Raw genomic sequence first — 24645 nt, forward strand, 5'->3', positions numbered from 1 at the left:
GACAACCTCCCTCCAAATCAGTACGCGCCTCGAACCTCGTCGCCAACCCGCCAGGAAACGAGGCCGCAAAGATGCGGACGGCCGTAACCGACGAAAATAGCTGTACAGAACGCGCGGCCAATTCACAAAAACTGAAGCAGTAAACACGAACACGCATCAGGCTGTGGCCTACGAATACGGTCGCGCAGACCAGGTAGCTAACCCGCGAAGAACCGCAGCCGTAAATACCTGTAAGGCCGTGCGGGTTCCTTAGCAATTGTGCTTGCCCGAGAGCGTACGGGGCGAAGCGTGTTCGTGTCAGGATTCGCGAGAAGGAGGGGTTCACACATCCGTCGCTCTGGCGAGCACCGTGCTTTTGGGGCACCTATGAATCAAAACTGCACGCTGTGGACACTTAGGGTAGAGCGGTTAAAGCGCTTTCTTTGCTTCGTTTCTTTGTCGCTTTGGACAAAGAAATGACGTGCCGCCACGCACAGTGGCTAACAGTGATAAAGAGAAAATCCGACTCTCGCAGACCACTAACATGGAAACCACCACCCCGGCACTGGCCCCCGACCACCCCAGCATAAACCCCAACCACTACCCCTTAGCCCCTAAGAACCCGCACAAACCCCAAACCCGAGTGCGAACGAAATCACCCCGGCCGCGTCTTCGAAAACGTGATGGTTTCGAACAATTCGTAAGTCGCAGTCGGCGTCTGGTCGGCGCCGGGCGCGTGATAGTAGTTCATCGTAATGGTGGTCTTGTCACCCGGCTTCCCCGGATCATGATCAAACACGGCAATGCCGTAACCCGTACCGGTATCACGCTGCGCCGACCAGATCGCGTCCTCCAGCGCATCGGCGGGCTGACGCACGAACGTATTCACCGCGGTCCCCGCTACCGGCCGGTTAGGCTTGGTAAACACCTTTGCCTGCACTTTGCCCGTTCCAGCGTCCAGCCCATAGACATCCAACGGCGCACTCGTGCCGCCACCACCCAGGATCAGGTGGATCGTGCCCTGACTCGTATCGAAGGCGCCATCAGCGGGATTCGACGTAACGACCGGCCGAGGCTGCAACGTATCCACCGGTTCGCCCGTCAAGGCGTCCATGCCCGCATGGTGATTGCATCCACGCACAGGGAAGCTGCGTTCGTAGTCATGGTCATGGCCGCAGAGTACGAGATCCACGCCATAGCGGTCGAACAAGGGCAGCCATGCCTCCCGGATACCCTTGTCGGAGCCATTTTGCCAGTCTTCGATGAAGTCAGCGCGTCCTGATGCATCTGGACGACGATCCAGTCGATATCCTTATCCGCGGCCGCCCGGCGCAATGTCTCCCCTAGCCAGCGCGTCTGCTCGCCGCCGCTGTAGCCACGAATGTAGAGCGATGTCCCCGGGGCGATCGGCGGCTTGCCCGTACTTGCCGCCGGCATCAGCGGGCTCGGACCCGCGACGAAAGCAGCCGCGTCCTGATAGATCACATCGTCGGCATCGAGCGAGACGAACAGCACGGAACTCACACGAAAGCTATACCAGCGACCGGGAAAACGCGTGCCGTTCTCCGGCAGCGTATAACGCGCCAGATACGATTCGAGGCCCTGCTCGCCGTTGTTGAATTCCACTTCATGGTTGCCCGGGCAAGGCATCCAGGGGCGATTGGCAGCCGAAGTCTGCGCATTGTTGCCGAAGTCACGCCATACCTCGGGCTGATGCGCCGGGTTCAGGTTGGCATAACAGAGGTCGCCGTTGAGCAAGTGAAACAGCGGCTGGAACCGCTCCACTGCCTGCACGGCAAAGCGGCTCTGCGGCGACGAGAGCACCCAGCCGGTATTCGGCGTGGCGAGGTCGCCATAACTGGTCCAGCGAAACGGGGCACGGCCGTGCGGGGCAGTCTGGAAACTCGCCGTGAAGGGGTGAGCCACGTTGCTGTCGTTGTCGGCGGTGACTTCGTACTGGTAGTTGACCGCGGGTTTCAGTCCATGAAGGCGCGCGTGATACGTGCAGACAATCTCGCCGTTGAGTCCATCGGTATAAGTGCGCTGAATGCCATGCACCGTCATCCTCGTCTCGCCGGCACGGCCAAAGCGTACTCTCGGATTGACCGCCGGGGCCAGCGAGGCCCACGAGATCACCACCTCGGCCGACGGCTCCTTGCCCCACGTCAGATGGATTTGCTCGGGCGTGCCGTCCGGGCTCGCCGCAGCGGCCCGGCTAGCTGAAGCCAGACCGCCCGCAGCCGTTGCCAGTCCGGATGCACCGGCAAGCTTGAGAAAACCACGCCGCGAAACACTCGCGCCCTGCTCGGCCGACGGAAGATCGTCAATGTTCTTGTTGGACATGTCTGGTGTTCCAGTCCTTGAGAGGATAAGCCAGCGAAAGGCATCCACGGCGGCGCAGAGAGCAGACCGGCCCGAAGCACTCCATTATTGCCAGATGTGTTTACCAGGCCATGACATGGTCGCGGTAATTCGTTTTCGGCGTGAAATCTGTATTATCCCGCCAGCGGTTGACGTGGCATTTCCCGCTGGCTGGACACCACCGAACGTGGTGCCGGGGTATCCCACTCACGCTAATCATTCGGTCGAACCGCGCTTTTTGCGCATTAAATAACAGGGACAAAAATGCCCGAGCATACTGCTGTCGACCAGCGTGGCTTTCGCCGCATAATTCGTCGCAACATTGCGTTGCCGATCGGCGCAGGCTTGACCACCGCCGCGGTATTCGTCGCCCTGCTGTTCTATCTGCTGTCGGCCATGGACTGGCTCGACCATTCAGAACGCGTGGTCGCGGATAGCAACGATCTGATCAAGATCGCCGTCGATCGCGAGTCCGGCATGCGGGGCTACCTGATCACCGGCGACGAGTCTTATCTCGCGCCTTATGAACTCGGTCGAGCCAGTTTCGCCGCGAAGCTGGCCACGTTGACCGATCTCGTCAGCGACAACCCGCCGCAAATCGAACGTCTGAAACGTATCGGCGCGCTGGAGGCGCAATGGGACGGGATTGCCGGACAGCTCATTACCCTGCGTCGTTCGAACCAGGATTTCCAGGGCATCATGCGCACCGGCAAAGGGAAGCTTGAGTTCGATGAAATGCGCCGTGAGTTCAACACGTTCATGGATGTCGAATTGAACCTGCGCTGGGAACGCACGACGACGGTCAGACGCGTCACCATCACCGCCGTGGCCGTTTTTCTCGGCATCAGCCTTTCGCTCAGCTTGCTACTCGCCGTGCTCGGACGGCGCGAGCTAACGAACCTGTCGACCACCTACGACCGTGCACTGCGGGCGCAGACTGAACACACCGAAACCCTGCAACAGCAGGCATGGATGCGCACCGGCCAGAGTCTGCTGGCGGAAAGCGCTGCCGGGCAACAGGCGCTGCCGCAGCTCAGCCGTGCAATGCTTGAATTTCTCGCCCGGTACCTCGGCGTGGCGGTAGCGGCACTTTATGTCCGCGATGAAACCGGCACGTTACGGCGGACCGCCGCCTACGGTTTCAGCTGCGAAAACGAAGAGCACGCGCAAGCTTTCGAGGGCACGCAGACGCTGGTCGGCCAAGCTGCCACGGACGGACGGCTGATCAAAGTCGACAACGTCCCTGACAACTATCTCAAGGTCACATCGGGACTGGGAACCAGTGCACCGAAGAGCGTAGTCATAGCGCCGATCGAGAACGGCGGCATGGTCAATGGCGTCGTGGAACTCGGGTTCATGAAGCCGGTATCGGCGCGGGACATCGAATTATTGAAGCTGATAGCAGGAAACATGGGGGCGTCGGTTGAAGCGGCAATGTATCGCGAACGGCTGCAGGACACGCTAGAGGAAACGCAACGCCTCAACGAGGAAATGCAGCTTCAGCAGGAAGAACTGCGCACCGCGAACGAGGAGCTGGAAGAGCAAACTGCCGCGCTCGAAGAATCGCAATCCAATTTGGGCAATCAGAAAACGGAGCTCGAATCGATCAACGAGCAGCTCACCTTCCAGGCCCTTGCACTCGATCAAAAGAACGAGGAGCTTAGCCATGCTCAAGCAGAACTGGAGCAGCGCGCCGACGACCTGCAGCGTGCCAGCCAGTACAAGTCAGAATTCCTGGCAAACATGTCGCACGAGTTGCGCACGCCGCTCAACAGTTCGCTGATCCTCGCCAAACTGCTGTCGGAAAACCCGGGTGGAAATTTAAGCGCCGAGCAAGTCAAGTTTGCCAATACGATCCATTCAGCCGGCAACGATCTGCTCAACCTCATCAACGACATCCTCGATATCTCCAAGGTCGAGGCCGGCAAGCTCGAACTCGCGCCGGAAGATGTATCGATGCCCCGTCTGGTTGAATCGTTGAAGCGCACCTTCGAGCCGCTCGCAGCCCAAAAGCAATTGAAATTCGCCGTCGATATAGCGGCGGATATGCCGCCGTCCATATTCACCGACTCGCGGCGGCTGGAACAGATTCTCAAGAACCTGCTGTCGAATGCGTTGAAGTTCACCGACGCCGGAACCATCAAGCTCGCCTTGGGTCTGGACAGCGGCAATCGAGTACGCTTTACCGTAACAGACTCGGGTATCGGCATTGCGCCAGAACACCAGCAGACGATTTTCGAAGCGTTCCGTCAAGCCGATGGAACCACCAGCCGGCGCTATGGCGGCACCGGCCTGGGCCTGTCCATCTCGCGCGATCTCGCAACGCTGCTAGGCGGCGCAATCCGCGTCAACAGCGCGCTCGGCGCAGGAAGCACGTTCGAGCTGACGCTACCCAGGCACTGGACGGGCGCCAGCGAGCCGACGGAAAGCGTCCGTGCATTTACGGCACCGGCTCCAGCGCCCGTCGTCGTCGCACCGGCTCAGCAGCCGGCCTCCGGGATGCAAGACGTGGCAGCCTATGACGACGATCGCGCGAACTGGACGCCTGGCCGCCGATCAGTGCTGGTGATCGAAGACGACCTTTCATTTGCAGCCATTCTGTTCGAGCTTGCCCATGAAATGCAGTACGGCTGCCTGGTCGCACAGACTGCCGTTGAAGCGCTGCAACTCGCCGCGCAGTACCTGCCTGATGCCATTCTTCTCGATATCGGCTTGCCGGACCGGTCAGGTCTCGCACTGCTGCAGCAGTTGAAAGACGGCCCCCTCACGCGTCACATTCCTGTGCATGTAGTGTCGGCGGTTGATCGCAGCGAGGCCGCGCTGCATCTCGGCGCAATCGGCTATGCAGTCAAGCCGACCACGCGTGAGCAACTGAAGGACATCTTCCACAAGCTGGAGGAAAAGTTCACGCAGAAGGTCAAGCGCGTGCTGCTGGTTGAAGACGATGCACGCCAGCGCGAAAGCATCGTGCAACTCATTGCAGACGACGATATCGACATCACCGCCGTCGAGTTTGGCGAACAGGCACTGGCGCTGCTGCGAACGACGATCTTCGATTGCATGATCATCGACCTGAAGCTGCCCGACATGCAGGGTGGCGAGTTGCTGCGGAAGATGTCGAGCGAAAGCATGTGCTCTTTCCCGCCGGTGATCGTTTATACCGGACGCAACCTGACGCATGCGGAAGAAGCCGACCTGCTGAAATATTCGCGCTCGATCATCATCAAGGGTGCGCGCTCGCCTGAACGATTACTGGATGAAGTAACCCTGTTCCTGCACAAGGTCGAGGCGGACCTTTCATATGAACGACAAACCATGTTGAAGGCGGTGCGCAGCCGGGATCGTGCCTTCGAGGGGCGGCGCATCCTACTGGTAGACGACGATATCCGCAACATCTTCTCATTGAGCAGCGCGCTCGAACATAAGGGCATGACGGTGGAGATCGCACGCAACGGGTTCGAAGCGATCACCAAGCTGAACGAAACGCCGGACATCGACCTTGTGCTGATGGATGTCATGATGCCCGGCATGGACGGACTTGAGGCCACGCGCCGGATTCGTACCGACCCTCGCTTCGCCACCCTGCCGATCATCGCGATCACAGCGAAAGCGATGAAGGACGATCAGGAACAGACTCGTGTAGCGGGGATGACGGACTATCTCGCCAAGCCGATCGACCTGGACCGGCTCTATTCGCTGCTGCGCGTGTGGCTGCCGAGTCTCGAACGGATGCGTAGCTAAGCTGAGTTGAAGAACGACCGCGAAGGCCCATGACAAGAATTTACAGTCTCGCGGTTCGCGCGGTGATATTGTCATTGACGATGGCGGTTAGACGCCCGTCATCAACGTAAGATATACCCTCGTTGCCGTGCACTCGAAATGGGCGTGTTCGTCGACGAGGCTGAAAGAGGAAGAAGTGTCGCCGGTGGAAGATGCCGCTGAAGATTCCAACCGCGACGTCCTTTAATATGCGTGAACGTGAAATAGTGCGCGTTCATGTTCAATATATACGGTGATTGATATGGGCTTTCTGGATGAGGTAGGTAAGGTCGCGGGTGCAATCGCGGCAGTGGAAGCGACGGACAAGGTCGATCCGGATGCTTCAATTCTGACGAAAGGGATTGCGGCCGTCGCCGGCTTTAAAGGCGCCGGCGCTCTGGAGTCGCTGGTAGAAAAGAAAGAGGACGAAGCCAGTCCGGATGACGCGGACAGTGCCGGAACACAGGCCTGATTTCCTGTCGCACCAGGCCAGCCGCTGTGCAAGGGGCTGGCCTGGTGCATAGCGTTCACTCGTCGCGCTGCATCATGCGGTGCTCGTCGTCATGCTGACTAATTCCTTACTCGCGCAGACGGTTTCCCGCTGAAATATTCCCACCGCAACCGGCCGCCACGCGCCGAAAATATTCCCCTTATCTATTCCGTATTCGTCGTACGTTCCCGAACTTCGATTCAGTGCGCCGATTCATTTCCTGCAACGTCTGGATTTTTCTTATGACGCGGTTCAACAGCCGAACGAGCGTACGCGCCTTAAAGCCGAAACACCTCGACCGCCTCACTTAACGTTCTCGCCTGACTCTGCAGGGACTGTGCCGCGGCGGCGGCTTCCTCGACGAGCGCCGCGTTTTGCTGCGTGCTCTGGTCCATGGTCGCGACCGCCAGATTGACCTGCTCGATACCCTTGCTTTGTTCGCCCGCCGCGGCGGATATCTCCGTCACGATCTGGCAAACGCGTTCGACCGCGCTCACCACGCTGCCGATAGTCGTCCCTGCGCTTTCCACCAGCGTCGATCCGGCGTCGATATGCGCGCTCGAGTCCTGAATGAGCATCTTGATCTCCTGGGCCGCCGCTGCGCTGCGTTGCGCGAGACTGCGTACCTCACCGGCCACGACGGCAAAACCCCGACCCTGTCCGCCGGCACGCGCCGCTTCGACTGCCGCGTTCAGCGCCAGGATGTTCGTCTGAAAAGCGATGCCATCGATCACGCTCGTGATCTCCGAGATTTTCTTCGAATGAGCGGCAATGCCTTGCATCGTCGTTACTACATTGCTGACGACGGCTCCCCCCTTGACCGCCATTGCCGATGCTTGTGTCGCCATTTCTCTCGCTTGCCGGGCGCTCTCGAAGCTCGCTTTCGCCGTCGCCGTGATTTGCTCCATGCTGCTTGCCGTGGTTTCCAGCGACGCCGCCTGTTGCTCTGTTCGAACCGAAAGATCGTTGTTGCCGCTTGCGATCTCCGTCGCGCCGACGTTGATCGATTCGGTGCTGGCGCGCACGGTCGTCACCGTCTCAACCAGCGATTGCTGCATCTGTTCGAGCGCACGCAATAGCGCGCCCATCTCGTTGTCGCGGCCGGTATCGACGGGATTCGTCAGGTCGCCCGCAGCGATCCGCTGAAACTGGCGAATCGCTTGCCCCACCGGTTTGACGATTGCGTTAAGCAATGCATGACGAGCAAATGTACCGATGACCACCGATGCGAACGCCGCTGCGGCAAGCAGCCAGAGCATCATGTGGAAGCGGTCTTGAGCGCTGGTGTAGCGTGCCTTCTGGCGCTCGGTAAGAACACCTTCCAGTGCGGCCACTTGCGCGCCGAAGTTGTTGGCCAGCGCTTCTGTTTCAGCGCCTTGCAGGGATTTGTAGGCCGAGAAATCGCTTTTACCCAGCGCGTCGAAAGAGGCTTCCAGACCGTCACGCAAGTACTTCTGACGTGCAGCGACAAAGCGGGTGCGCAGCGCCGTTTCAGTATCGTCCGCCGATGCGGTCGCGAGATACGCCCGCACCTCCTCGTCCGATTGACGCAGGTCGCCATGTGCGCCCTCAAGCAGCGCCGGCTGAACATCGCCTAGTCCGTAAAGCGCCGCAAAGCTGCCCAGCGCGAGACGCGCATGCATTACATGTTCATAGCTGCTTTTGATTTGAAGAAGCGAGCGCGTGTCTTCCGTGTACATCTTTTCAATGGCTGCGTTACTGGTTTGAAGCGCGACGCCAGCCAATGCGCTAACCGCAATCAACAGCGCGGCAAAAACCGTCAATACAAGCGTGATGCTGGTACGCAAGCTGATGTGACTAAAGAAGCTTGAATATCCCGAAAGATGGGATACGGTGGGCGTTTTTGATATTTTCATCCGATTGTCTCCGACTCGTCGTGTACCTTCTATCGAAGGTATATCGGCGGGCCGGAGGCAAGACTGGAGGGGTCATCGATGAATAAATCAAAGCGGCCCAATTAGCGGGATTTAGCTCGGTTATAAGCGCTTTTTTCCACTAACGAATAGACACCAAGGGCAGACTATGTCGTTGTCCGGATAGAAAATGACTTGCACGAACAGATCATCGCCCTAGCCCTTCGTTGCTCCGAATGTCAGACCGGCAACAAAGTGCCGTTGCATCGCGAAGAACATCATGACCGACGGCAATGCGGCCAGTATCGATCCCGCCGAGACCAGGTTCCACGCCGTCACCCACTGGCCTTTGAGCGCGGCGACACCCACGGTAATGGGCGCGGCCTCGTCTCCCGTGGTGAGGCACAGCGCCCAGAAATAGTCGTTCCACACGAACGTGAAGACCAGGATTGCCAGTGCGGCCAGCGCCGGACGAATCAACGGCAGGACGATACGAAAGAACACCGTCCACTCATTCGCGCCTTCAATCCTCGCGGCTTCGACCAGCTCGAACGGCAATTGCTTGATGAAATTTCGCAGGAACAACGCGCAAAAACCGGTCTGAAACGCGACATGAAACAGGATCAGCGCGCCGACGGTATTGAAGATGCCCAACTGCAAGGACAAGTCCCGCACCGGGATCATCAGGATCTGGATAGGCACGAAATTCCCCGCGACAAACGCTGCGAATAACGTCGTGTTGCCGCGAAACGAATAGATCGCCAACGCAAAACCGGCCATGGAAGCCAGCACGATCGAGCCGATTACAGCAGGCACCGTGATGAGCACGCTGTTCCACAAATAGTGGAGCATCGGTGAAGTCGTCAGCGCGTCGCTGTAGTTGGCGATCAGCGAGAAGTGGCGCGGCCAGCCCCAATAATTGCCTTCGACGAGTTCATCGGAGGAACGAATGGACGTCACCATGACTGCTATCAGCGGCAACAACCAGATCACCAGCGCAACCGGTAACGATAACTTGTAAAGCGCCCGGTTCACGGGCTTCCACTTGGCGACGGGCATTGGAAACATGGCGCGCTCCTGGCTTATTGCTCGGCGCGCAACATTCTGCGCAAGTGATAAACGATGTACACCATCATGATCGCGAACAGCACCACGGCGATCGCGGCGGAATAGCCGATGCGGTAATACTTGATCGCCTGGTCATACATGTAATAGGCCAGCACGGTGGAGCTTTCGAACGGGCCGCCGCCGCTCATGACGGCGATCAGGTCGAAGCTTCGCAAGGCGCCGATAATCGTGACCACGATCGCCATGAAGGTAGTTGGACGGAGCTGCGGCAGGACGACGTGCCACAGCATGGTCCAGCCCTTCGCGCCTTCCATCCGGGCGGCTTCTATCTGCTCGGAATTAAGCGATGTCAGTCCGGTCAGGTACAGGATCATGCAGTAGGCAGTCTGCGGCCAAAGCGCGGCGAAGATAATGCCGAACGTCACGTAATGCGGATCGCCGAGCACCGGCACGCCGTGTCCGAGAATCAGCTTCAGCAAGCCGAAGGTCGGGTCATAGAACCAGCTGAACATCAAGCCGACCACCACGCCTGACAACACGAACGGTGCGAAGAACAGCGACTTCACCATGCGAATGCCACGCACGGCCTGGTTCAGGTACAACGCGACGGCGAGACCCATCGGCGGCGCCAGCAAAAACAGGATCAGCCACAAGACATTGTTCTTCAGCGCGGTATAAAACGTGGGTGCGTGGAACAGTTCGATGTAGTTATCGAAGCCGACAAAGGTCTTCTCCGTCATCCCGTCCCAGTTGTAAAAACTGAGCCGAAGGCTGGAGAAAATCGGCCAGATCACGTAGATCGCGACCATGAGGCAGGCCGGCGCAAGGAACAGGAACGCGGCCAGCCGCTGCTGCCGTGCCGCGGCCGACATCCTTCTGCGGCGCTTCGTTTTAATCCCCGGAACGCTGAGGGTTTCGGACATGAGGTTCTCTCCTGATCGCCTGGGCGGCTCGTGAAGATCGCGAGCCGCCGTCGCACCCTACTTCCTGTAGATACGCTTACGCGTGGCTTCGAGCTGCGCCAGGATCGCGTCAAGTTGGGTCGGGTCAGACACGAACTGCTGCATGCCCTTCATGCCTTCGTCGGCCATCTCCTTGGTCATGTCGCGGTCGTAGAACTGAGCGATACCCCCCTTCGTCTGCGAGAGGATCTGGAAGCCGATCTTGGAAATGGGATCATCCGGTTCCGGCGACTTGCTGTTGGCCGGCAACGACCCCAGTCCCTTCGCCAGTTGCGCGCTGATTTCCGGTGTTTCCACGAATGCCAGGAACGTATGCGCGTCCGCCTTGTTCTTCGCCTTCGACGGAATATGCAGCGACTCCACCGGACCATCTTCAGCGGTCGGCACCTTACTGTCGATAATCGGAAACTGGAAGAAGCCCATCTGCGGCTTGATGTTCTCCGGGAATCCGCCGGTAATGAACGTGCCCATCAGCATCATGGCCGCCTTGCCCTGGAACAGGAACGGCTGCACCGCGTCAAGGTCGTAGGACAGCGAGTTGTCGATGAATATCTTGTCATCGATCAAGCCCTTCCACGCGGTGTAAACCTTCTTCACGCGCGGGTCCGTGTAGGCTACATCGCCTGCCATCAGCTTCTGATGAAACGCGTTGCCGTTGATGCGCAGGTCGAGGTAATCGAACCATCCAGCGAGTGTCCACGCATCGCGCCCCGCCACCGCAACCGGTGCAATGCCCGCTGCTTTCAGCTTCTTGCAGGCGTCGAGGAATTCGGGCCACGTCTTAGGCTCTGCGGTGATGCCGACCTTCTGGAACAGGTCCTTCCGGTAGAACATGCCCCAGGCGTAATACACCGTCGGCGCCGAATATTGCTTGCCGTTGTACGTGGACGATTCTTTCGTCGACGCGTACATCGCGTTCCAACCGTTCTTGTTCCAGTCAGGCGTCAGGTCTTCGAACAGGCCACGCTTCGCGTAATACGCCATGCGCTCGCCGTTGTGCCAGTTGACAATATCGGGGGCGACGGTTGTGAGCCAGCCGGGCAGTTGCACCTTGTAGGCTTCTTCATCGACGAAGGTCGCCTTCACGTCAATATCCGGATGTGCTTTCTTGAAAGCATCGAAGGTCTGCTGCCAGACCGCGCGCTGGCTTGCACCTTTAAACGCAATGTTCGCAGTCAAGGTCCCCGCTTGCGCGATGCTGGTCGTAGCCATTGCGACGGCCAGCGCCACACCGGTCAGTCCGTGACGAATCAAGGTTTTCATGCGTGTCTCCTCATTGATGAGTGTTGTTTGCTTAGCTATGCTCTATAAATCGCGACGCCCTGCGGTTCCACTTCCTCCTGCCCGACTATAAAATTCACGGCGGCCGGAATCCTGTACGGCGTCGTGTTGTAGTTGAAGACGTAGGTCAAGCCACCACGCCGGCTGATCCGGATACCCTCGGGCAGCGGTGCGGCATCGAGTCCGGCTGCTTTCGCCACATTCAGGAAGATGTCCTGCGTGAGCGTTTCATCGAAGAGACTGGCGAGGTAAAGTACCGAACCGTTACGTACGATAGCGGGGTGCCCATCGGCGAACGTCGCTTCAATCTGCACGCCATTGTTCGTCTCGATGAAGTCACGCCAGTGACGCGCCTCACCGCGTTGGTCCACTTTTTCGGTTACGTTCGGCCGCATCGACTCAACGCGCCACACTCGGATGGGGATGAGCTTCGCGACGCCCTCACCCGGCGGCAACGCGGCGGGAATCGTCAGATTGACGGTCTTCGATCCCGTGCGAGGACCAAGCACCACCTGCGCACCGCTTGCCGCGAGCCTGTCGGCAAACTCCTCGGACACCACCGGCAGCGGCGGCACAACGATCATCTTGTAGCCGTCCAGTGGTGCATCTACCGGAATCACATCAACGTCGAGTCCCAGGCTGCGCAACGCGCTGTAGTACTCGAACGCGAAACGCGGATAGTGAAAATCAGCACCTTGCGGATGAATTTCGAATAACCATTTTGATTCGTAATCCCAAACGAGTGCAATTTTGGTGGAAACCTTTGATTCACCATCTGCCTCCCGCACCTGCTCGATTTCCTTAGCCACCACGGACGCTTCCGCGCCGCCCCTATCGAGCCGGTTATCCGGCGTGTTCAAACCCGCGTGCATCTGTTCCTGCGCAAACGGCGCTTGCCGCCAGCGAAAATACGATACACACCCAGCGCCATGCGCGAACGCTTCCCAGCTCCAGAGACGCACCATGCCCGGCAGCGGCGCGGGATTCCAGTGCGCCCAGTTCACCGGCCCCGGTTGCTGCTCCATCACCCAGAACGGCAGCTTCGACATGCCGCGATACACATCGTGATTAAACGATGCGAAGTCGGGATGACCCGTGCGCAGCCACTTCGCCTTGATCGACGGATCGAACCACTGCTCCTCCAGCGCGCCGAGCGGATAACTGTCCCACGTTGCTATATCCAGGTCCGCAGCCACCTTGTAGTGATCGAACTCGGTGAACAACTGCATGAAGTTGTGCGCGACTGGCCGTTGGGGTGAATGCGCGCGAATGATGTCGGCCTGCATGCGGTTGTAGCGCACGACCTCGTCCGAAGCGAAACGCCGGTAGTCGAGCCGATGTGTCGGATGCGCTTCCGTCACAGTCCCAACGGGCAGATCGATTTCGTCGAAGCTGCGGAACTCCATGCTCCAGAAAACCGTGCCCCATGCCGCATTGAGCGCGTCGATGGTGTCGTAGCGATGCTTCAGCCATCCTCTGAAACGCTGCAACGCGGCAGGCGAATAACTCACGACGGTGTTATGGCAACCGAACTCATTGTCGGTTTGCCAGAACGCCACGGCGGGATGCTTGCCGTAACGCTCGGCCACTGCCGTGCAAATCTTCTGCGACGCTTCGAAGTACGACGGCGATGAAAAATCGTAATGCCGACGCGAGCCGAATGCGCGCGCACGGCCATCGGCGCCAATGGGCAGGATGTCCGGATGACGATCGATCAGCCACTTCGGCGGCGTCGCGGTCGGCGTGCACATGACGACCTTCAGGCCCGCGTCGGCGAGCACATCGATTGCGCGATCCAGCCAGTCCCAGTTGTATTCACCTGGCGCAGGTTCGATACGGCTCCATGCAAACTCCGCAATCCTGACGCGATCGATACCCAGCGCTTTCATGCGCGCCGCATCGTCTTTCCACATCGATTCGGGCCAGTGTTCCGGGTAATAGCAGACTCCAAGATGCATACGGTGCGCTCCTACGCAAAGTGTTCAATGGCAGCCGATGTGACGGCGAAGCCGTCCTCGGTGAAGAGATGACAGGACGCGGGCGGCACGTTAAAGACGACGTTCTCGCCTTGCCGTGGGGTCTTGTCGCCGGGTGCTTTGGCGATCAGCACCGCACCGCCCGGTTGATCGAGATGCAGATAGCTGTGCTCGCCGAGTTGTTCGACCAGCGACACGGTGCGGGCGATTTGTTGAATCGAACCATCGTTTGCGGCTGGTTCGAGATGCTCGGGACGAATGCCGAGCGTGACCGCTTGGTCCGGTCGCAAGGCCTCGCCGTTGGCGTGAACCTGCAGTCGCTCGTTCGTTTCGTCGAGGACAATCGATACGCTTTCCGCGCCGCCCAATACCACTCGCGCGGGGAGGAAGTTCATTCGCGGCGAGCCGATAAACCCCGCGACAAAGCGGCTTCTCGGCCGGTGATACAACTCGAGCGGCGCACCCACCTGCGCGATGCTGCCGTACTTCGCCGTGTCCGCACCTGCGTGCAGCAGGACGATCTTGTCGGCGAGCGTCATGGCTTCTATCTGATCGTGAGTGACGTAGACAACGCTGGCGGTATTGAACTGTTTGTGCAGGCGCGCAATCTCGACCCGCGTTTGACCGCGCAAGGTAGCGTCGAGGTTGGAGAGCGGTTCGTCGAAGAGAAACACACTCGGACTCCGAACGATTGCCCGGCCAATCGCCACGCGTTGCCGTTGGCCGCCGGACAACTCTTTCGGCCTGCGTTCAAGCAACGCTTCGAGTTGCAGCACGCGCGCGGCCTCCTTCACTTTCTGGTCGATCACGTCCTTCGGCGTCTTCGCGAGCATCAAGCCGAACGCCATATTCTGGTAGACGGTCATGTGCGGAAAGAGCGCATAGCTCTGGAAGACCATCGCCACGCCGCGCTGTGCAGCAGGCACTTCGTTGACGAGTTTTCCGTCGATATACAGGTCACCGTCCGTGATGTCTTCCAGCCCCGCGATCATGCGCAGCAAGGTGGATTTGCCACATCCCGAAGGGCCGAGGAATACGCAGAATTCGTGCTCGCCGATCTCCAGATCGACATCGCGAATCACGAGTGCGTGATCGCCGTACGCTTTTTGAACCGATCGTAACGAGATGCTCGCCATGCCGACGTCTCCGTGTTTTACCGGGGAGACAACGGAAGGTTAAGCGCTTAACCTTCTGCCTGTGAAAAAACGATCCGTGTTTGGGATCGCTTTGACCGGCTGTCTCCGTCTATGTTTTTTAACTGCATTGGGTCTCAAATCTAGCGGCGTCGGCCGATTTATACAAATGCCGGGAAGCCATCCCAAAATATGGACAGCGAGATGGATATTTGGACGAAGCGGCCAAGCGCCCGATAGTTCACCGGACTTGGCCGATGTTGTGCCTGCGTTAACCCTTGCCTCGAGATTTCGATGACTACGTTGGCCGAAGTCGCTGTACGCGCCGGCGTCACCCCGGCAACCGTCTCCAATGTGCTGCGCAAGCGCGGCAAGGTGGGCGCCGCAACGCGTCAGCGAGTGCTCGACGCGGTGGAGGCGCTGGGGTACCGGCCGCACCTGACCGCACGGGCGCTGGCTGAAGGAAGCGCACCGACTCTTGCGTTGATGGTGACCAGTATCGCGAACCCGTTTTATCCGGAGTTCGCGCTGGCGGCAGAACGGGCTGCGCGCAAGAACGGACGTTTTCTGATCGTATGTAATACGAACGAAGATCCCGTGATCAGCCGTGCGTATCTGGATCAGATTGCGGGGACCTTGTCGGAAGGCGTGCTCGTGATGAACTCGCGAATCGCTTTCGACGATCTTCACACCACGCGCGCGCGCGGCACACCGGTCGTACTGTGCATGTGGGAACGTCCGGAGGTATCGCCGGGATTGCCGTGCGTCGCCGTCGATTTTTTTGCTGCCGGCGCACTGGCCGCACAGCATCTGCTGGACCTCGGGCATACACGGATTGGCGCGATCATCGGGAGTCAGCCGGATGGTGTTCAGGCAGCGCGATACGCCGGCTTTTGTCACACGCTGAAGGCTGCGGGCGTGGCGCATCCGGCGCAAGAAGCGCGTTTTACTCGCGACGCCGTCCAGGGCGGCTACGAGGCCGCGTGCGAATTGCTGACGGAGCATGAGGACCTGACCGCGATCTTCGCGACCAACGACTTGCCTGCGTTAGGCGCGATGCACGCCGCGGCAGATCGGGGCATGCGCATTCCCGACGACCTGTCGGTGATTGGGATTACTGACATTCAACTGGCACGCGAATCACGACCGGGGTTATCGACGGTTGCGGTCCCTACCGATGCCGCCGCTGCCATGGCCGTTGAGTTGCTGGAGGCGTTGATCGAAAGCGGTGGTCACTGCGAGACACCCATGCGCGTAGCGCCCCCGCCCGTGCTGGTTCAAAGGGCATCGACGGGACCGGTACGTGGTTGAAGCATTATTGAAGACCTATTGCGGCCCAATCACGCTCTCTCAGGGATCGTCGCGAACAGCATGTTCAGGCCTTCCGCGATGGTCGGATGCGAGAGGATCGCGTCCCGGACAGCGGTGTACGGGAGATTACCGAGCATAGCCATCTGCACTACCGCAACCACTTCGCCGGCGTTCGAACCAAGCATCGTGAAACCGAGGATGCGATCCGATTGCGTATCCACAATCGCTTTCATGAAGCCGTGCGTATCACCGGTCGTACGGGCGCGGGGGATAGACGCCATCAGGAGTTTCGCCACACGCACGGCGATGCCTTGTCGTTGCGCATCGCTTTCGTTGATACCAATACGTGCAAGCTCCGGCTCGATGAACATCGCGTACGGAATGACGCGATCACGCGTGGTCAGATTGCCGCCGGCGAGTTGCGACTTGAGTACGCGATAGTCATCGAATGAAGCATGCGTGAACATCGGAGTGCCCGCCACTTCACCGATTGCCCACGTGTTCGCCGCGGACGTCGCCAGACGCTCATCGACTTTGATAAATCCGCGTTCATCTAGCGCTACACCCGCCAAGTCCAGTCCAATGCCTGCCGTGCGCGGCACCCTGCCCGTCGCGACCAGCAGATGCGTGCCCGTTATGCGGCTGCCGTCGTTGAGCTCGACAGTGACGGATTGCCCTGAGCGCCCGCTCACTTGCAAGGGCTTGACCGACACCCTAAGGTTGATTCCTTCGTTGGTAAGGACCGATTCAATCGCATCCGTGACATCGGCGTCCTCACGCATGGCAACACGCGGCGCCTCTTGCACGACGGTTACTTTGCTGCCCAAGCGCCGAAACGCTTGCGCCATCTCCAGACCGACATACCCACCGCCAATCACGATCAGACGCTCCGGCAGCGAGTCGAGTTCGAGTGCTTCAACGTGCGTCATGGGTGCCGCGTCGCGCAGGCCGGGAATATCCGGGACAGCGGCGTACGTCCCTGTGTTGATGAACACATTAACGCCCTCGACCACGCGTTCCCGCCCGTCGTTCATCGCGACGTGAATGCGGCGCGGGCCCACGAAATGTCCGGTGCCGAGGATCAGGTCAAAGCCCGATGCTTCGAACGCTTTTGCGTTGATATCGACCATGCCGTCCACTACTTCACGCACGCGGCGATGAACCTGCGTCATATCGACCGTGGCGTCGCGAGCGGCGCCCTTCAATATGTCTGCGGATTGCACCGCGTGCATGATGCGCGCGGTTTGAATCAGCGCCTTGCTCGGAATACATGCCACGTTGATACAGGAGCCGCCAATCATTCCCTCTTCGACTACGGCCACGCGCTCGCCTTCTTTGGCGAGTTCCATCGCGAGCGTCTTGCCGCCCTTTCCGCCGCCCAAAAACACATATTCGAATTGCTCGACCGTCGACATTTTCAGCTCCCTTTCAAAGGTTTGCGCATAGCTGAACCGAGCCGGTATGGGAGGATTCGCACTATGCCGAGAGAGCGGGTTCGTTTCGATCCAATCCTGCCCCCGCCATGACGTAAATGTAGACCTCGGAGCGCTGAATCTCCATGCCGGACCGGCTCGAATAGATGCTCGTTCGTCTCATTGCCCGGGTTTCATTGCAGACGAATTGCGTAAAGGAAGCGGTGTGCCCACAAACTTCAGCCGATCATCGCGGGCTCTTTTCTCCGGTAAGCTCGCTAAGCCGCTGCCGCTGTTGATGCCTTGCTACTTGCCCCTCTCCGCTCAACCATGGACGCACTCGACCGACTGATCCAGTTATCCCGCCTGCAAGGCGCGCTCGACCTGCGCTGCCTTCTAAGCGGGCAGTGGGAGCGGGATCATCCGCCCGCTCCGCCGAGCGAAGCGGTGTACCACGTGGTACTGGAAGGAAGTTGCCTCCTCAAATTCCGCGGGAAAGCGGACGTGCTGCTGGAAACTGGCGATATTGTCATGTTGCCGCGCGGCGATGCCCACGTGCTCCAGGGAGTGGAACTAGCTAACGGCCGCGAGCATGGTGAGATGGAGAGCCGCCATAACGGCGCGGTGACCGTCCGCTCGAATTGCGGGCCCAATGCCGCGAGCCTCGATTTGTTATGCGGCCGCTTTAACTACGCGGCGAATGCATTACTTATCGACGTGCTGCCGGATCTCGTGAAAATGTCCTTCGCCCGCGCCGATGTCCGCGACCTCACGCGCATGGTCGGCATGATGCGCAAGGAGGCGAGCGAGGCGGCGCCCGGGGCATATCCCATCGTGTCAGCGCTCTCTACCGCGCTGTTCACCCTGTTGCTGCGGGCGCATCTTGAACAGCAGCCATCCACCACCGATGTACTCGCGCTGCTCGCACATCCGCGGCTTGGGACATCGGTGATTGCCATGCTGGAACGGCCCGCTGAACGATGGACGATCGACATGCTGGCGCAGCAATCGGCAATGTCACGCGCCACCTACATGCGGACGTTCAGCGCACTCACCGAAGACTCGCCGATGACCCTGCTCACCCGCATCCGCATGCAGCTTGCGGGGACTTTGCTGACGCGTACATCGAAGAGCATCGCCGAGATTGCAGACAATGTTGGTTACCAGTCGGAATCGGCGTTCAGCAAGAAGTTTAAAGACACGTATGGGGTTGGGCCGGGTGGGTTCAGGCAAGGGCGTGGGTCGTGAGTCGGACGGACGGGTTTACGCTTTAGTCACGCCATGAAGTTGTCGAGCACCAGCTTGTGCGAATGGCCGATCCACACCGCCGCGTCGCGATGGTCCCACAACGAATCACCGGTATTTGGATGGAGGAAAACGTCTAGCGCACCGTGGTTCAGCGTCAGCCACTCCACGATATCGGCAAATTGCGTGCGCTCGAAAGCGAGCTGGTAGGACCATTTTGGATGCGGGCCGACGGGCTTCTCGTGGAACCGGCCGAGTTGCAGTGCATCGCCGAAACGGGTCGCGATCTCCTCGCGGAATTGCCAGGCGGCATCGCGGGTGGCGGCGTCGAAGTAGATGTGGGCATGCCAGGTTTGAATGGACGAGGTGGTGAGGAGGGTCATGGAAGTTTCTCTCGCGCAGGCTGAAAGGTTAGGGATTTGCTGCTTAGCATAGTGATCCGCCTAGGCCGATATTCCATTTAGAGAATGGTCTGAACATCTCATTTTCAGCCTGACCGTTCATCAGATTCGAAATTGGCGGGTCTTCGGAAGTCGCTCTTGTGTTTGCGAACCCCACTTAGTCTACATAGATACATCATCACCCAAAACCACTGCAGCGGGCGTCAAAGCGGGCGGCTAGGTGGTCACTACACCGTTCTAGCCGACGATCACAACCTCATGAAGGCGCGATCCGTGATGCGGATGGTACCCTTCCCGATATGCTCAACTACAAAATCCAGCGCACTTTGCTTCGGTAAAAAATTTCCAAGTTTGCGGTGCGCGTGAACGAAATAGTCGTCGCCGGGAAGACCAGACATCAATTGCCGCAGTAATTCCCGTTGGATGCCGTCTTTCGAATAAACGTGCTTCCACTCGCATCCCGACAGGTCGATCGATGGATAGGTTTTGTTGAAAATGGCGTGGACGCGTCTGCTATTCATGCTGTTAGATTGGCCATGCGATAGCATCCGATATCATGAGATCTCCGTGGTCGTTTACCATCGAGACGATGCCATCTGATTCAAGCATTTATGGTACACATTCAGATTGGCGGTGCCCAACGCAATATCTTGAAGAATATTCGAGAGACGCGATGAAAACACAATGCAGAGAATGTCGCTAGACAGATCCAAGCCGGCCCGTACCAAAATGGAAGATGTTCGTTCCAAAAAAATCCTGATATCGAATAGCCACTCAGGATCAAACATCCGTAGAGCGCTCCGGCTAGGTAAGAGATCAAATCATCAATGTACCCCGACGCTCGCAGGCGACCAACTACTGTGTCGGTGGGCAATGCGGCAAGAATCGCCTGCGAGGTCGCAACGAAACCAGTAAGGATCGCACTGACGCTTATGGCCGCAGACAAAAACTCTTTGATCGCAACAGGGAGCGGAACTTCAAAATGCCACCACGCCAGTCCCGCAGCGCTGGCGACAACGTGGGGGTACCAGCGCTCAGTTCTTAGCGACATTTCAACCTGCGATAACGTGTTCCCAGCCGTTGCGGGCTCGAAGTAACCCATCCCATCGGGATCGTTGAGTGTATCGTCGATCTGCTGGGTTCAAAACAAGGTCACTTATGTAGTGAACCAGCTTTGGCCTAAGCAAATCAACGACATCAAGGGGTTCTAGGGGCGAATCTCGGCCTGCGATTTCTAACTTCGATAAGACAGGCTCCTCACCTCTTGCTACCCTCATTCGCATCAAGCGGCGGGTAAAGGCAGTGACTTGTGCAAATGACAGTGACGCATTGACGCCCCTTCCAGCAGAAACAATTACTTCAATGCTTTCGGCATCAAGGCTACTACTTAAGTCAATAGAGCGGCCGAGAGAAACGTTTCCGCCGCGCTGCGCATTTGTCATGCGAGGCGGGGCGATCTTAAAATGCATTTTGGTGATGGTTTGCTTTTTGGCAAAACGCAAGTCTGCGTCTTCGTCCATTCGGATATCGAAATCGTAGCCCCTAGCCTCGTTTTGATCATGGTCATAGAGCGCGAAGTAGTTCTCTATGATCGTCGAGCGTGCGCCATAGTGATTGTACTGGATCAACATTGCTTGCCGCCGGGGATCATAGAGGACAGCGGTCTCTTCACCGAATCCTTGATCGGCATCGAGTTCGAAACTCTCAATTGGATCTTCTCTGCTCGCCTTACCAGGTCCGTGCTCGAAGCGAATTTTCGTGAAATCGAGTAGCCAATATGGCGTGTTGTTGCCCCTACTGCGCGGTGCGGCGATTGTTTCGACGCGCACCTCCTGATGGCCTACGGTTCTCAGGCGATCAGCGATTGCGTCCCCGTGTATGCGCTCCAGCAGTTGTGCCAATGGAGGCGTGCGATGCAAGGCTCGAACTTCAAACAAGTGAACAGCCATTACTCCTACCATCATCTTCCCTATAAGTTGAAATATTCGTAATTAATGAATCAGATGTCTGTCGTGTTGGCACGCCGTTGCATACCCCGACGCTTTCGCACCACGTTGCTGATGGGACTACGAGCAGCGGTTCCATCGCCGTCGAGTATTTCTGCGCCGGTCGTTCTTCCGTTACCTTTCACCGCCATCTTTTTCATGTTTGCTTCCTTGGGGACTAATCTGCATGTACGTGCTAGCCCCGCGTGTTGTCCTGCGTCGTAAGCCGGGTTTGTCCATCAGGTGAGAAGTGCGTGCCGTAGCGCACAAGTCCTGCTTGATGCAATTCGCAGGACATCGTGAAGCTCAACAACATGCCGTCTTCAGGTTCAGCGGCGCTAATCTCGATCGATTTCAAACGCGGTTCGTACTTGAGCAATGTGCCTTCGATCTCACGCTGGAGCGTGTGCGCCGACGCGGGCATGTGTCGGTAAATCTTCGACAGATCACCCAGACCGTAGTCAGGCAAGTGCGCGAGGCTATTGCGGCGGCTATTCAGGATGCGCTGAATGTTGTCGCGCACCGAGAGAAACGTTTGTTGGTGCCGGCTGTGAAGATCAATCGGATCGCCGTTCGCAAAGTGCCCCGTTACCGCTTCGAACAGTCCAGGTCCGCCGCGCGTCATGGCGTCGCTTCTGGTGAGAGTTCTTCGCTGATCGACACCGCATGAACATCGCTTGGGGCCTCATCGAAATCGACAGCAATTCCGGCTTCATCTGAGTACGACAACCTGATCGCATGGAGGGTCTGCGCTTGCGACACGCGCATCAGCAACTCCCGCGAAAGCACAGGCAGAATCTGCTGATCCAGCAGGCTATCGATATTGCGTGCCCCCGAATCCGGCAACTGGCACGCACGCACCAGTTCGCCGATCAGCGCGTCATCGCAAATAAGCGGCACATTGAACTTGCGCTCGATGCGCTGCGCCACCTTCGCGAGCTTCATGCGTACGATCGTGGTCATCGCATCCGAAGAAAGCGGCCGGTACACAACTGTCTGAAAGCGGGCGAGCAGCGCCGGCTGGAAGTGCTCGACAAGCGTCGGCCTGATCGCCTCCATCAGCATGCCGGCGGTGACCTCACCGCCGGCTTCGACTACCGCTTCCTGCGCGGCCATGATCTGGTCGCTGCCCAGATTCGATGTCATCACAATCACCGTATTGCGAAAGTCGATCACGCGTCCTTCACCGTCGCGCATGAAACCGCGATCGAATACTTGATAGAAGACGTTCAACACATCGCGATGCGCTTTCTCAACTTCATCGAGCAGAATCACGCTGTAGGGACGGCGGCGCACAGCTTCTGTGAGCACACCGCCTTGCCCGTAACCGACATAACCCGGAGGCGAGCCTTTGAGTTGAGAAACGGTATGTGCTTCCTGATACTCAGAGAGATTGATCGTAAGAAGCGCGCGTTCGCCGCCGAACATCAAGTCGGCAAGCGCTCGCGCCGTCTCGGTTTTTCCCACGCCCGATGGTCCAACCAATAGAAACACGCCAAGCGGCGCGTCCTCGGACTTGAGCCCCGCTTTGGCCGCACGCAGGCTCTTGCCGAGCGCTTGCAATGCATCGTCCTGACCAACGACCACTTGCCCGAGTCGCGCTTCCAGTTCAAGAAGCGTGGCGAGTTCATCCGATAACAAACTACCCACCGGCACGCCCGTCCAATCCGCGATCACCCGTGCAATCGCGGCTTCATCGACTTCTGCGTAGATCAACGCGCCGTTGCCGTGTTGGGCGAGTTGGTCGTGCGCCTGTTTGATCGACGGCTGCAAGTCGCGCCGCTGGGTGTCGTCGGTTGCAGCATGCCATCGTGCGCGTAGCGCGAAGAGCGTCAGAATCGCGTCCTTTTGTTGCGCGAATTCAACTTCCAGTTGCACCAGTTCGCGCGTGAGCGTTTCCAGCCGGGTATCGATGGAAGCAAGACGCTCCGCGTATTCCACCGACGTCGCACCTTCATCGTGCAGCAAGGCCGCGCGTTCCACTTCGAGCGCTGCGTGTTCTGCCCGCCGGGTGGAGATGGCGATCGGGGTTGCGTCGAGACTCATGCGCACGCGCGCGGCCGCCGTGTCCAGCAGATCGACGGCCTTGTCCGGCAACTGACGGCCAGTGAGATATCGACGCGATAAACGCACTGCCGCGCTCACCGCGGAGTCGGTGATATGCACGCCATGATGTTGCGCGTAGCGCTCCTTCAAACCGCGCAGCATCAGGCACGCGTTGTCGTCGTCGGGTTCATCGACCTTGACCATCTGGAAACGGCGTTCAAGCGCGGCGTCACGTTCGAAGTATTGTTTGTATTCGGACCAGGTGGTGGCGGCAATCGTGCGCAACTCGCCTCGGGCAAGCGCGGGCTTCAGCAAGTTCGCGGCATCCGCGCCACCCGCTGTGTTGCCCGCGCCAATCAACGTATGCGCTTCATCGATGAACAACAAAATCGGCGTGGACGATTGCTGAACGGCCTCGATCACATTCTTCAGCCGCTGCTCGAACTCGCCTTTCACGCCCGCGCCTGCTTGCAGAAGACCAAGGTCAAGCGTCAGCACGCTGACATTGCGGATGGCCGCCGGCACATCGCCTTCGATAATCTTCAGCGCGAGCCCTTCAACAAGCGCGGTCTTGCCTACTCCCGGTTCACCCACGAGGATCGGATTGTTCTTGCGGCGTCGCGCGAGGATATCGACCATCTGGCGGATTTCGACTTCGCGCCCGAACACCGGATCGATCTTGCCGTCGCGGGCTTTCTGCGTAATGTCGATGGTGAAACGCTGCAGCGCGTCGGATGGCGCTTGTTTCGGTACTATCGTCGCAGGCTCTTCAGCGTTCGTGCGCATGGCATCGGAACCCGCCACTCTATCTGCCGACGCTCCCGTCTGTCCTTCGATCGACACGCGATCTAACTCGGGCTTCAAACGTTCTATCTGAACCGCCGACACGCTCAACAACTGCCAGGCATCCGGTGCACGCAGCAGATGCGGCATATCAGCGAGCACGGCCAGCAAGTGAGCCGAGCGGATGGCAGGCTGATCGCCTTCAAACGAAGCGCGCAACCAGGCGGCTTCCAGTATCTGTCCAAGCCGATGCGACAACCCCGGCTTGCCCCGCAGTTCACGCGGCAACCGGTCGATGCTTTTTAGCAAGCCGTTCCAGATGCCGTCCATATCCAGCTCGTAGCGCCGCGCGATGGCTACCAGATCGCCGTCGCCGAGTTCCAGTAACTTGATCAGCCAGTGCTCGATCTCGATCTCTCTATGCGCGCGGGTCTCGCACAGGCTCGCTGCATCAGCAAGTGCACGGGCGCAGTGGTCGTTCAGGCGGCGCAGGAATGGAGAGAGGTCGCGAGCGGTCATGGGGGAGTCATCGAAGAGAAGATTAAACGCACGAACCTGCGAGAGAGGCTCGTGCGAACA

18 protein-coding genes and 1 pseudogene are annotated in these 24645 nt (G+C 58.7%); 4 read left to right on the forward strand and 15 right to left on the reverse strand.

The genetic code is table 11. The features are described from left to right. Positions 1-634 precede the first annotated feature (634 nt). Positions 635-2322 (reverse strand): annotated as a pseudogene (locus tag ACSQ8V_RS30940) (fibronectin type III domain-containing protein). 282 nt (positions 2323-2604) lie between these two features. Between ACSQ8V_RS30940 and ACSQ8V_RS30945 the strand changes: the two are divergent. Together ACSQ8V_RS30945 and ACSQ8V_RS30950 are read left to right on the forward strand one after the other, a co-directional pair. Further along, positions 2605-6081 (forward strand): response regulator, encoded by a 3477-nt coding sequence (locus ACSQ8V_RS30945; protein WP_436208322.1) that lies wholly within the window; start codon positions 2605-2607, stop codon positions 6079-6081. Positions 6082-6361: 280 nt separating this feature from the next. Further along, positions 6362-6571, forward strand: coding sequence for a hypothetical protein (locus ACSQ8V_RS30950; RefSeq protein ID WP_158937921.1), 210 nt, complete (start codon positions 6362-6364; stop codon positions 6569-6571). Positions 6572-6867: 296 nt separating this feature from the next. Here the strand turns inward: ACSQ8V_RS30950 and ACSQ8V_RS30955 are convergent, their stop codons facing one another. The 6 genes from ACSQ8V_RS30955 to ACSQ8V_RS30980 all read right to left on the reverse strand — a co-directional run bounded on the left by ACSQ8V_RS30955 (position 6868) and on the right by ACSQ8V_RS30980 (position 14886). Then, positions 6868-8466, reverse strand: coding sequence for a methyl-accepting chemotaxis protein (locus ACSQ8V_RS30955; RefSeq protein ID WP_436208323.1), 1599 nt, complete (start codon positions 8464-8466; stop codon positions 6868-6870). Between the two features lie 213 nt (positions 8467-8679). Next, positions 8680-9531, reverse strand: coding sequence for a carbohydrate ABC transporter permease (locus ACSQ8V_RS30960; RefSeq protein ID WP_213765258.1), 852 nt, complete (start codon positions 9529-9531; stop codon positions 8680-8682). Positions 9532-9545: 14 nt separating this feature from the next. Beyond that, positions 9546-10454: a carbohydrate ABC transporter permease gene (locus ACSQ8V_RS30965; protein ID WP_436208324.1), complete on the reverse strand. Its 909-nt coding sequence runs from the start codon at positions 10452-10454 to the stop codon at positions 9546-9548. A gap of 57 nt (positions 10455-10511) precedes the next feature. Continuing rightward, positions 10512-11756, reverse strand: coding sequence for an ABC transporter substrate-binding protein (locus tag ACSQ8V_RS30970; protein WP_436208325.1), 1245 nt, complete (start codon positions 11754-11756; stop codon positions 10512-10514). A 35-nt stretch (positions 11757-11791) separates the two neighbouring features. Beyond that, a complete protein-coding gene (locus tag ACSQ8V_RS30975) occupies positions 11792-13732 on the reverse strand; it encodes a beta-galactosidase (protein ID WP_436208326.1) in 1941 nt (646 codons plus the stop codon). Positions 13733-13743: 11 nt separating this feature from the next. Then, positions 13744-14886: an ABC transporter ATP-binding protein gene (locus ACSQ8V_RS30980; RefSeq protein ID WP_436185537.1), complete on the reverse strand. Its 1143-nt coding sequence runs from the start codon at positions 14884-14886 to the stop codon at positions 13744-13746. A gap of 291 nt (positions 14887-15177) precedes the next feature. On the opposite strand from ACSQ8V_RS30980, the gene ACSQ8V_RS30985 reads away from it, so the two are divergent. Further along, positions 15178-16194 (forward strand): LacI family DNA-binding transcriptional regulator, encoded by a 1017-nt coding sequence (locus ACSQ8V_RS30985; RefSeq protein WP_436185538.1) that lies wholly within the window; start codon positions 15178-15180, stop codon positions 16192-16194. 29 nt (positions 16195-16223) lie between these two features. Here ACSQ8V_RS30985 and ACSQ8V_RS30990 read toward each other — a convergent pair whose 3' ends face one another. Next, entirely contained in the window at positions 16224-17609 is a 1386-nt protein-coding gene (locus tag ACSQ8V_RS30990; RefSeq protein WP_436185539.1) for a dihydrolipoyl dehydrogenase family protein, read from the reverse strand. A gap of 327 nt (positions 17610-17936) precedes the next feature. Here ACSQ8V_RS30990 and ACSQ8V_RS30995 point away from each other — a divergent pair, with 327 nt between their 5' ends. After that, a complete protein-coding gene (locus ACSQ8V_RS30995) occupies positions 17937-18854 on the forward strand; it encodes an AraC family transcriptional regulator (RefSeq protein WP_436208327.1) in 918 nt (305 codons plus the stop codon). 26 nt (positions 18855-18880) lie between these two features. Here ACSQ8V_RS30995 and ACSQ8V_RS31000 read toward each other — a convergent pair whose 3' ends face one another. The 7 genes from ACSQ8V_RS31000 to tssH form a co-directional block, all read right to left on the reverse strand. Next, the gene (locus ACSQ8V_RS31000) at positions 18881-19234 is read right to left on the reverse strand and encodes a DOPA 4,5-dioxygenase family protein (RefSeq protein WP_436185541.1); all 354 of its coding nucleotides are present in this window, start codon (positions 19232-19234) and stop codon (positions 18881-18883) included. 266 nt (positions 19235-19500) lie between these two features. Continuing rightward, positions 19501-19773, reverse strand: coding sequence for a hypothetical protein (locus ACSQ8V_RS31005; RefSeq protein WP_436208328.1), 273 nt, complete (start codon positions 19771-19773; stop codon positions 19501-19503). Between the two features lie 101 nt (positions 19774-19874). After that, positions 19875-20303 (reverse strand): hypothetical protein, encoded by a 429-nt coding sequence (locus tag ACSQ8V_RS31010; protein ID WP_436208329.1) that lies wholly within the window; start codon positions 20301-20303, stop codon positions 19875-19877. Position 20304: 1 nt separating this feature from the next. Further along, on the reverse strand, positions 20305-21201 hold the full coding sequence (locus ACSQ8V_RS31015; protein WP_436208330.1) for a DUF6731 family protein: 897 nt from the start codon (positions 21199-21201) through the stop codon (positions 20305-20307). A gap of 50 nt (positions 21202-21251) precedes the next feature. Further along, positions 21252-21398, reverse strand: a complete 147-nt coding sequence (locus ACSQ8V_RS31020; RefSeq protein WP_436208331.1) for a hypothetical protein — start codon at positions 21396-21398, stop codon at positions 21252-21254. A 35-nt stretch (positions 21399-21433) separates the two neighbouring features. Then, positions 21434-21862 carry a type VI secretion system baseplate subunit TssE gene (gene tssE, locus ACSQ8V_RS31025; protein ID WP_436208332.1) on the reverse strand — a complete coding sequence of 143 codons (429 nt, stop codon included), beginning with the start codon at positions 21860-21862 and terminating at the stop codon, positions 21434-21436. After that, positions 21859-24585 (reverse strand): type VI secretion system ATPase TssH, encoded by a 2727-nt coding sequence (tssH, locus tag ACSQ8V_RS31030; protein ID WP_436208333.1) that lies wholly within the window; start codon positions 24583-24585, stop codon positions 21859-21861. Before tssH ends, tssE begins: the two co-directional genes overlap by 4 nt. Positions 24586-24645: the final 60 nt, after the last annotated feature.

The sequence above is a fragment of the Caballeronia sp. LjRoot31 genome (assembly GCF_964253885.1).
Lineage (GTDB): Bacteria > Pseudomonadota > Gammaproteobacteria > Burkholderiales > Burkholderiaceae > Caballeronia.

Excerpts from the sequence above, each read along its gene's own strand:
- ACSQ8V_RS30980 (WP_436185537.1), bottom strand. The coding sequence starts at position 14,886 with ATGGCGAGCATCTCGTTACGATCGGTTCAAAAAGCGTACGGCGATCAC.
- ACSQ8V_RS30975 (WP_436208326.1), bottom strand. The coding sequence starts at position 13,732 with ATGCATCTTGGAGTCTGCTATTACCCGGAACACTGGCCCGAATCGATG.
- ACSQ8V_RS31005 (WP_436208328.1), bottom strand. The coding sequence starts at position 19,773 with ATGAATAGCAGACGCGTCCACGCCATTTTCAACAAAACCTATCCATCG.
- ACSQ8V_RS31010 (WP_436208329.1), bottom strand. The coding sequence starts at position 20,303 with ATGTCGCTAAGAACTGAGCGCTGGTACCCCCACGTTGTCGCCAGCGCT.
- ACSQ8V_RS30965 (WP_436208324.1), bottom strand. The coding sequence starts at position 10,454 with ATGTCCGAAACCCTCAGCGTTCCGGGGATTAAAACGAAGCGCCGCAGA.
- ACSQ8V_RS30955 (WP_436208323.1), bottom strand. The coding sequence starts at position 8,466 with ATGAAAATATCAAAAACGCCCACCGTATCCCATCTTTCGGGATATTCA.
- tssE (WP_436208332.1), bottom strand. The coding sequence starts at position 21,862 with ATGACGCGCGGCGGACCTGGACTGTTCGAAGCGGTAACGGGGCACTTT.
- ACSQ8V_RS30970 (WP_436208325.1), bottom strand. The coding sequence starts at position 11,756 with ATGAAAACCTTGATTCGTCACGGACTGACCGGTGTGGCGCTGGCCGTC.
- ACSQ8V_RS30945 (WP_436208322.1), top strand. The coding sequence starts at position 2,605 with ATGCCCGAGCATACTGCTGTCGACCAGCGTGGCTTTCGCCGCATAATT.
- tssH (WP_436208333.1), bottom strand. The coding sequence starts at position 24,585 with ATGACCGCTCGCGACCTCTCTCCATTCCTGCGCCGCCTGAACGACCAC.
- ACSQ8V_RS30950 (WP_158937921.1), top strand. The coding sequence starts at position 6,362 with ATGGGCTTTCTGGATGAGGTAGGTAAGGTCGCGGGTGCAATCGCGGCA.
- ACSQ8V_RS30985 (WP_436185538.1), top strand. The coding sequence starts at position 15,178 with ATGACTACGTTGGCCGAAGTCGCTGTACGCGCCGGCGTCACCCCGGCA.
- ACSQ8V_RS30995 (WP_436208327.1), top strand. The coding sequence starts at position 17,937 with ATGGACGCACTCGACCGACTGATCCAGTTATCCCGCCTGCAAGGCGCG.
- ACSQ8V_RS31015 (WP_436208330.1), bottom strand. The coding sequence starts at position 21,201 with ATGGCTGTTCACTTGTTTGAAGTTCGAGCCTTGCATCGCACGCCTCCA.
- ACSQ8V_RS31020 (WP_436208331.1), bottom strand. The coding sequence starts at position 21,398 with ATGAAAAAGATGGCGGTGAAAGGTAACGGAAGAACGACCGGCGCAGAA.
- ACSQ8V_RS30960 (WP_213765258.1), bottom strand. The coding sequence starts at position 9,531 with ATGTTTCCAATGCCCGTCGCCAAGTGGAAGCCCGTGAACCGGGCGCTT.
- ACSQ8V_RS31000 (WP_436185541.1), bottom strand. The coding sequence starts at position 19,234 with ATGACCCTCCTCACCACCTCGTCCATTCAAACCTGGCATGCCCACATC.
- ACSQ8V_RS30990 (WP_436185539.1), bottom strand. The coding sequence starts at position 17,609 with ATGTCGACGGTCGAGCAATTCGAATATGTGTTTTTGGGCGGCGGAAAG.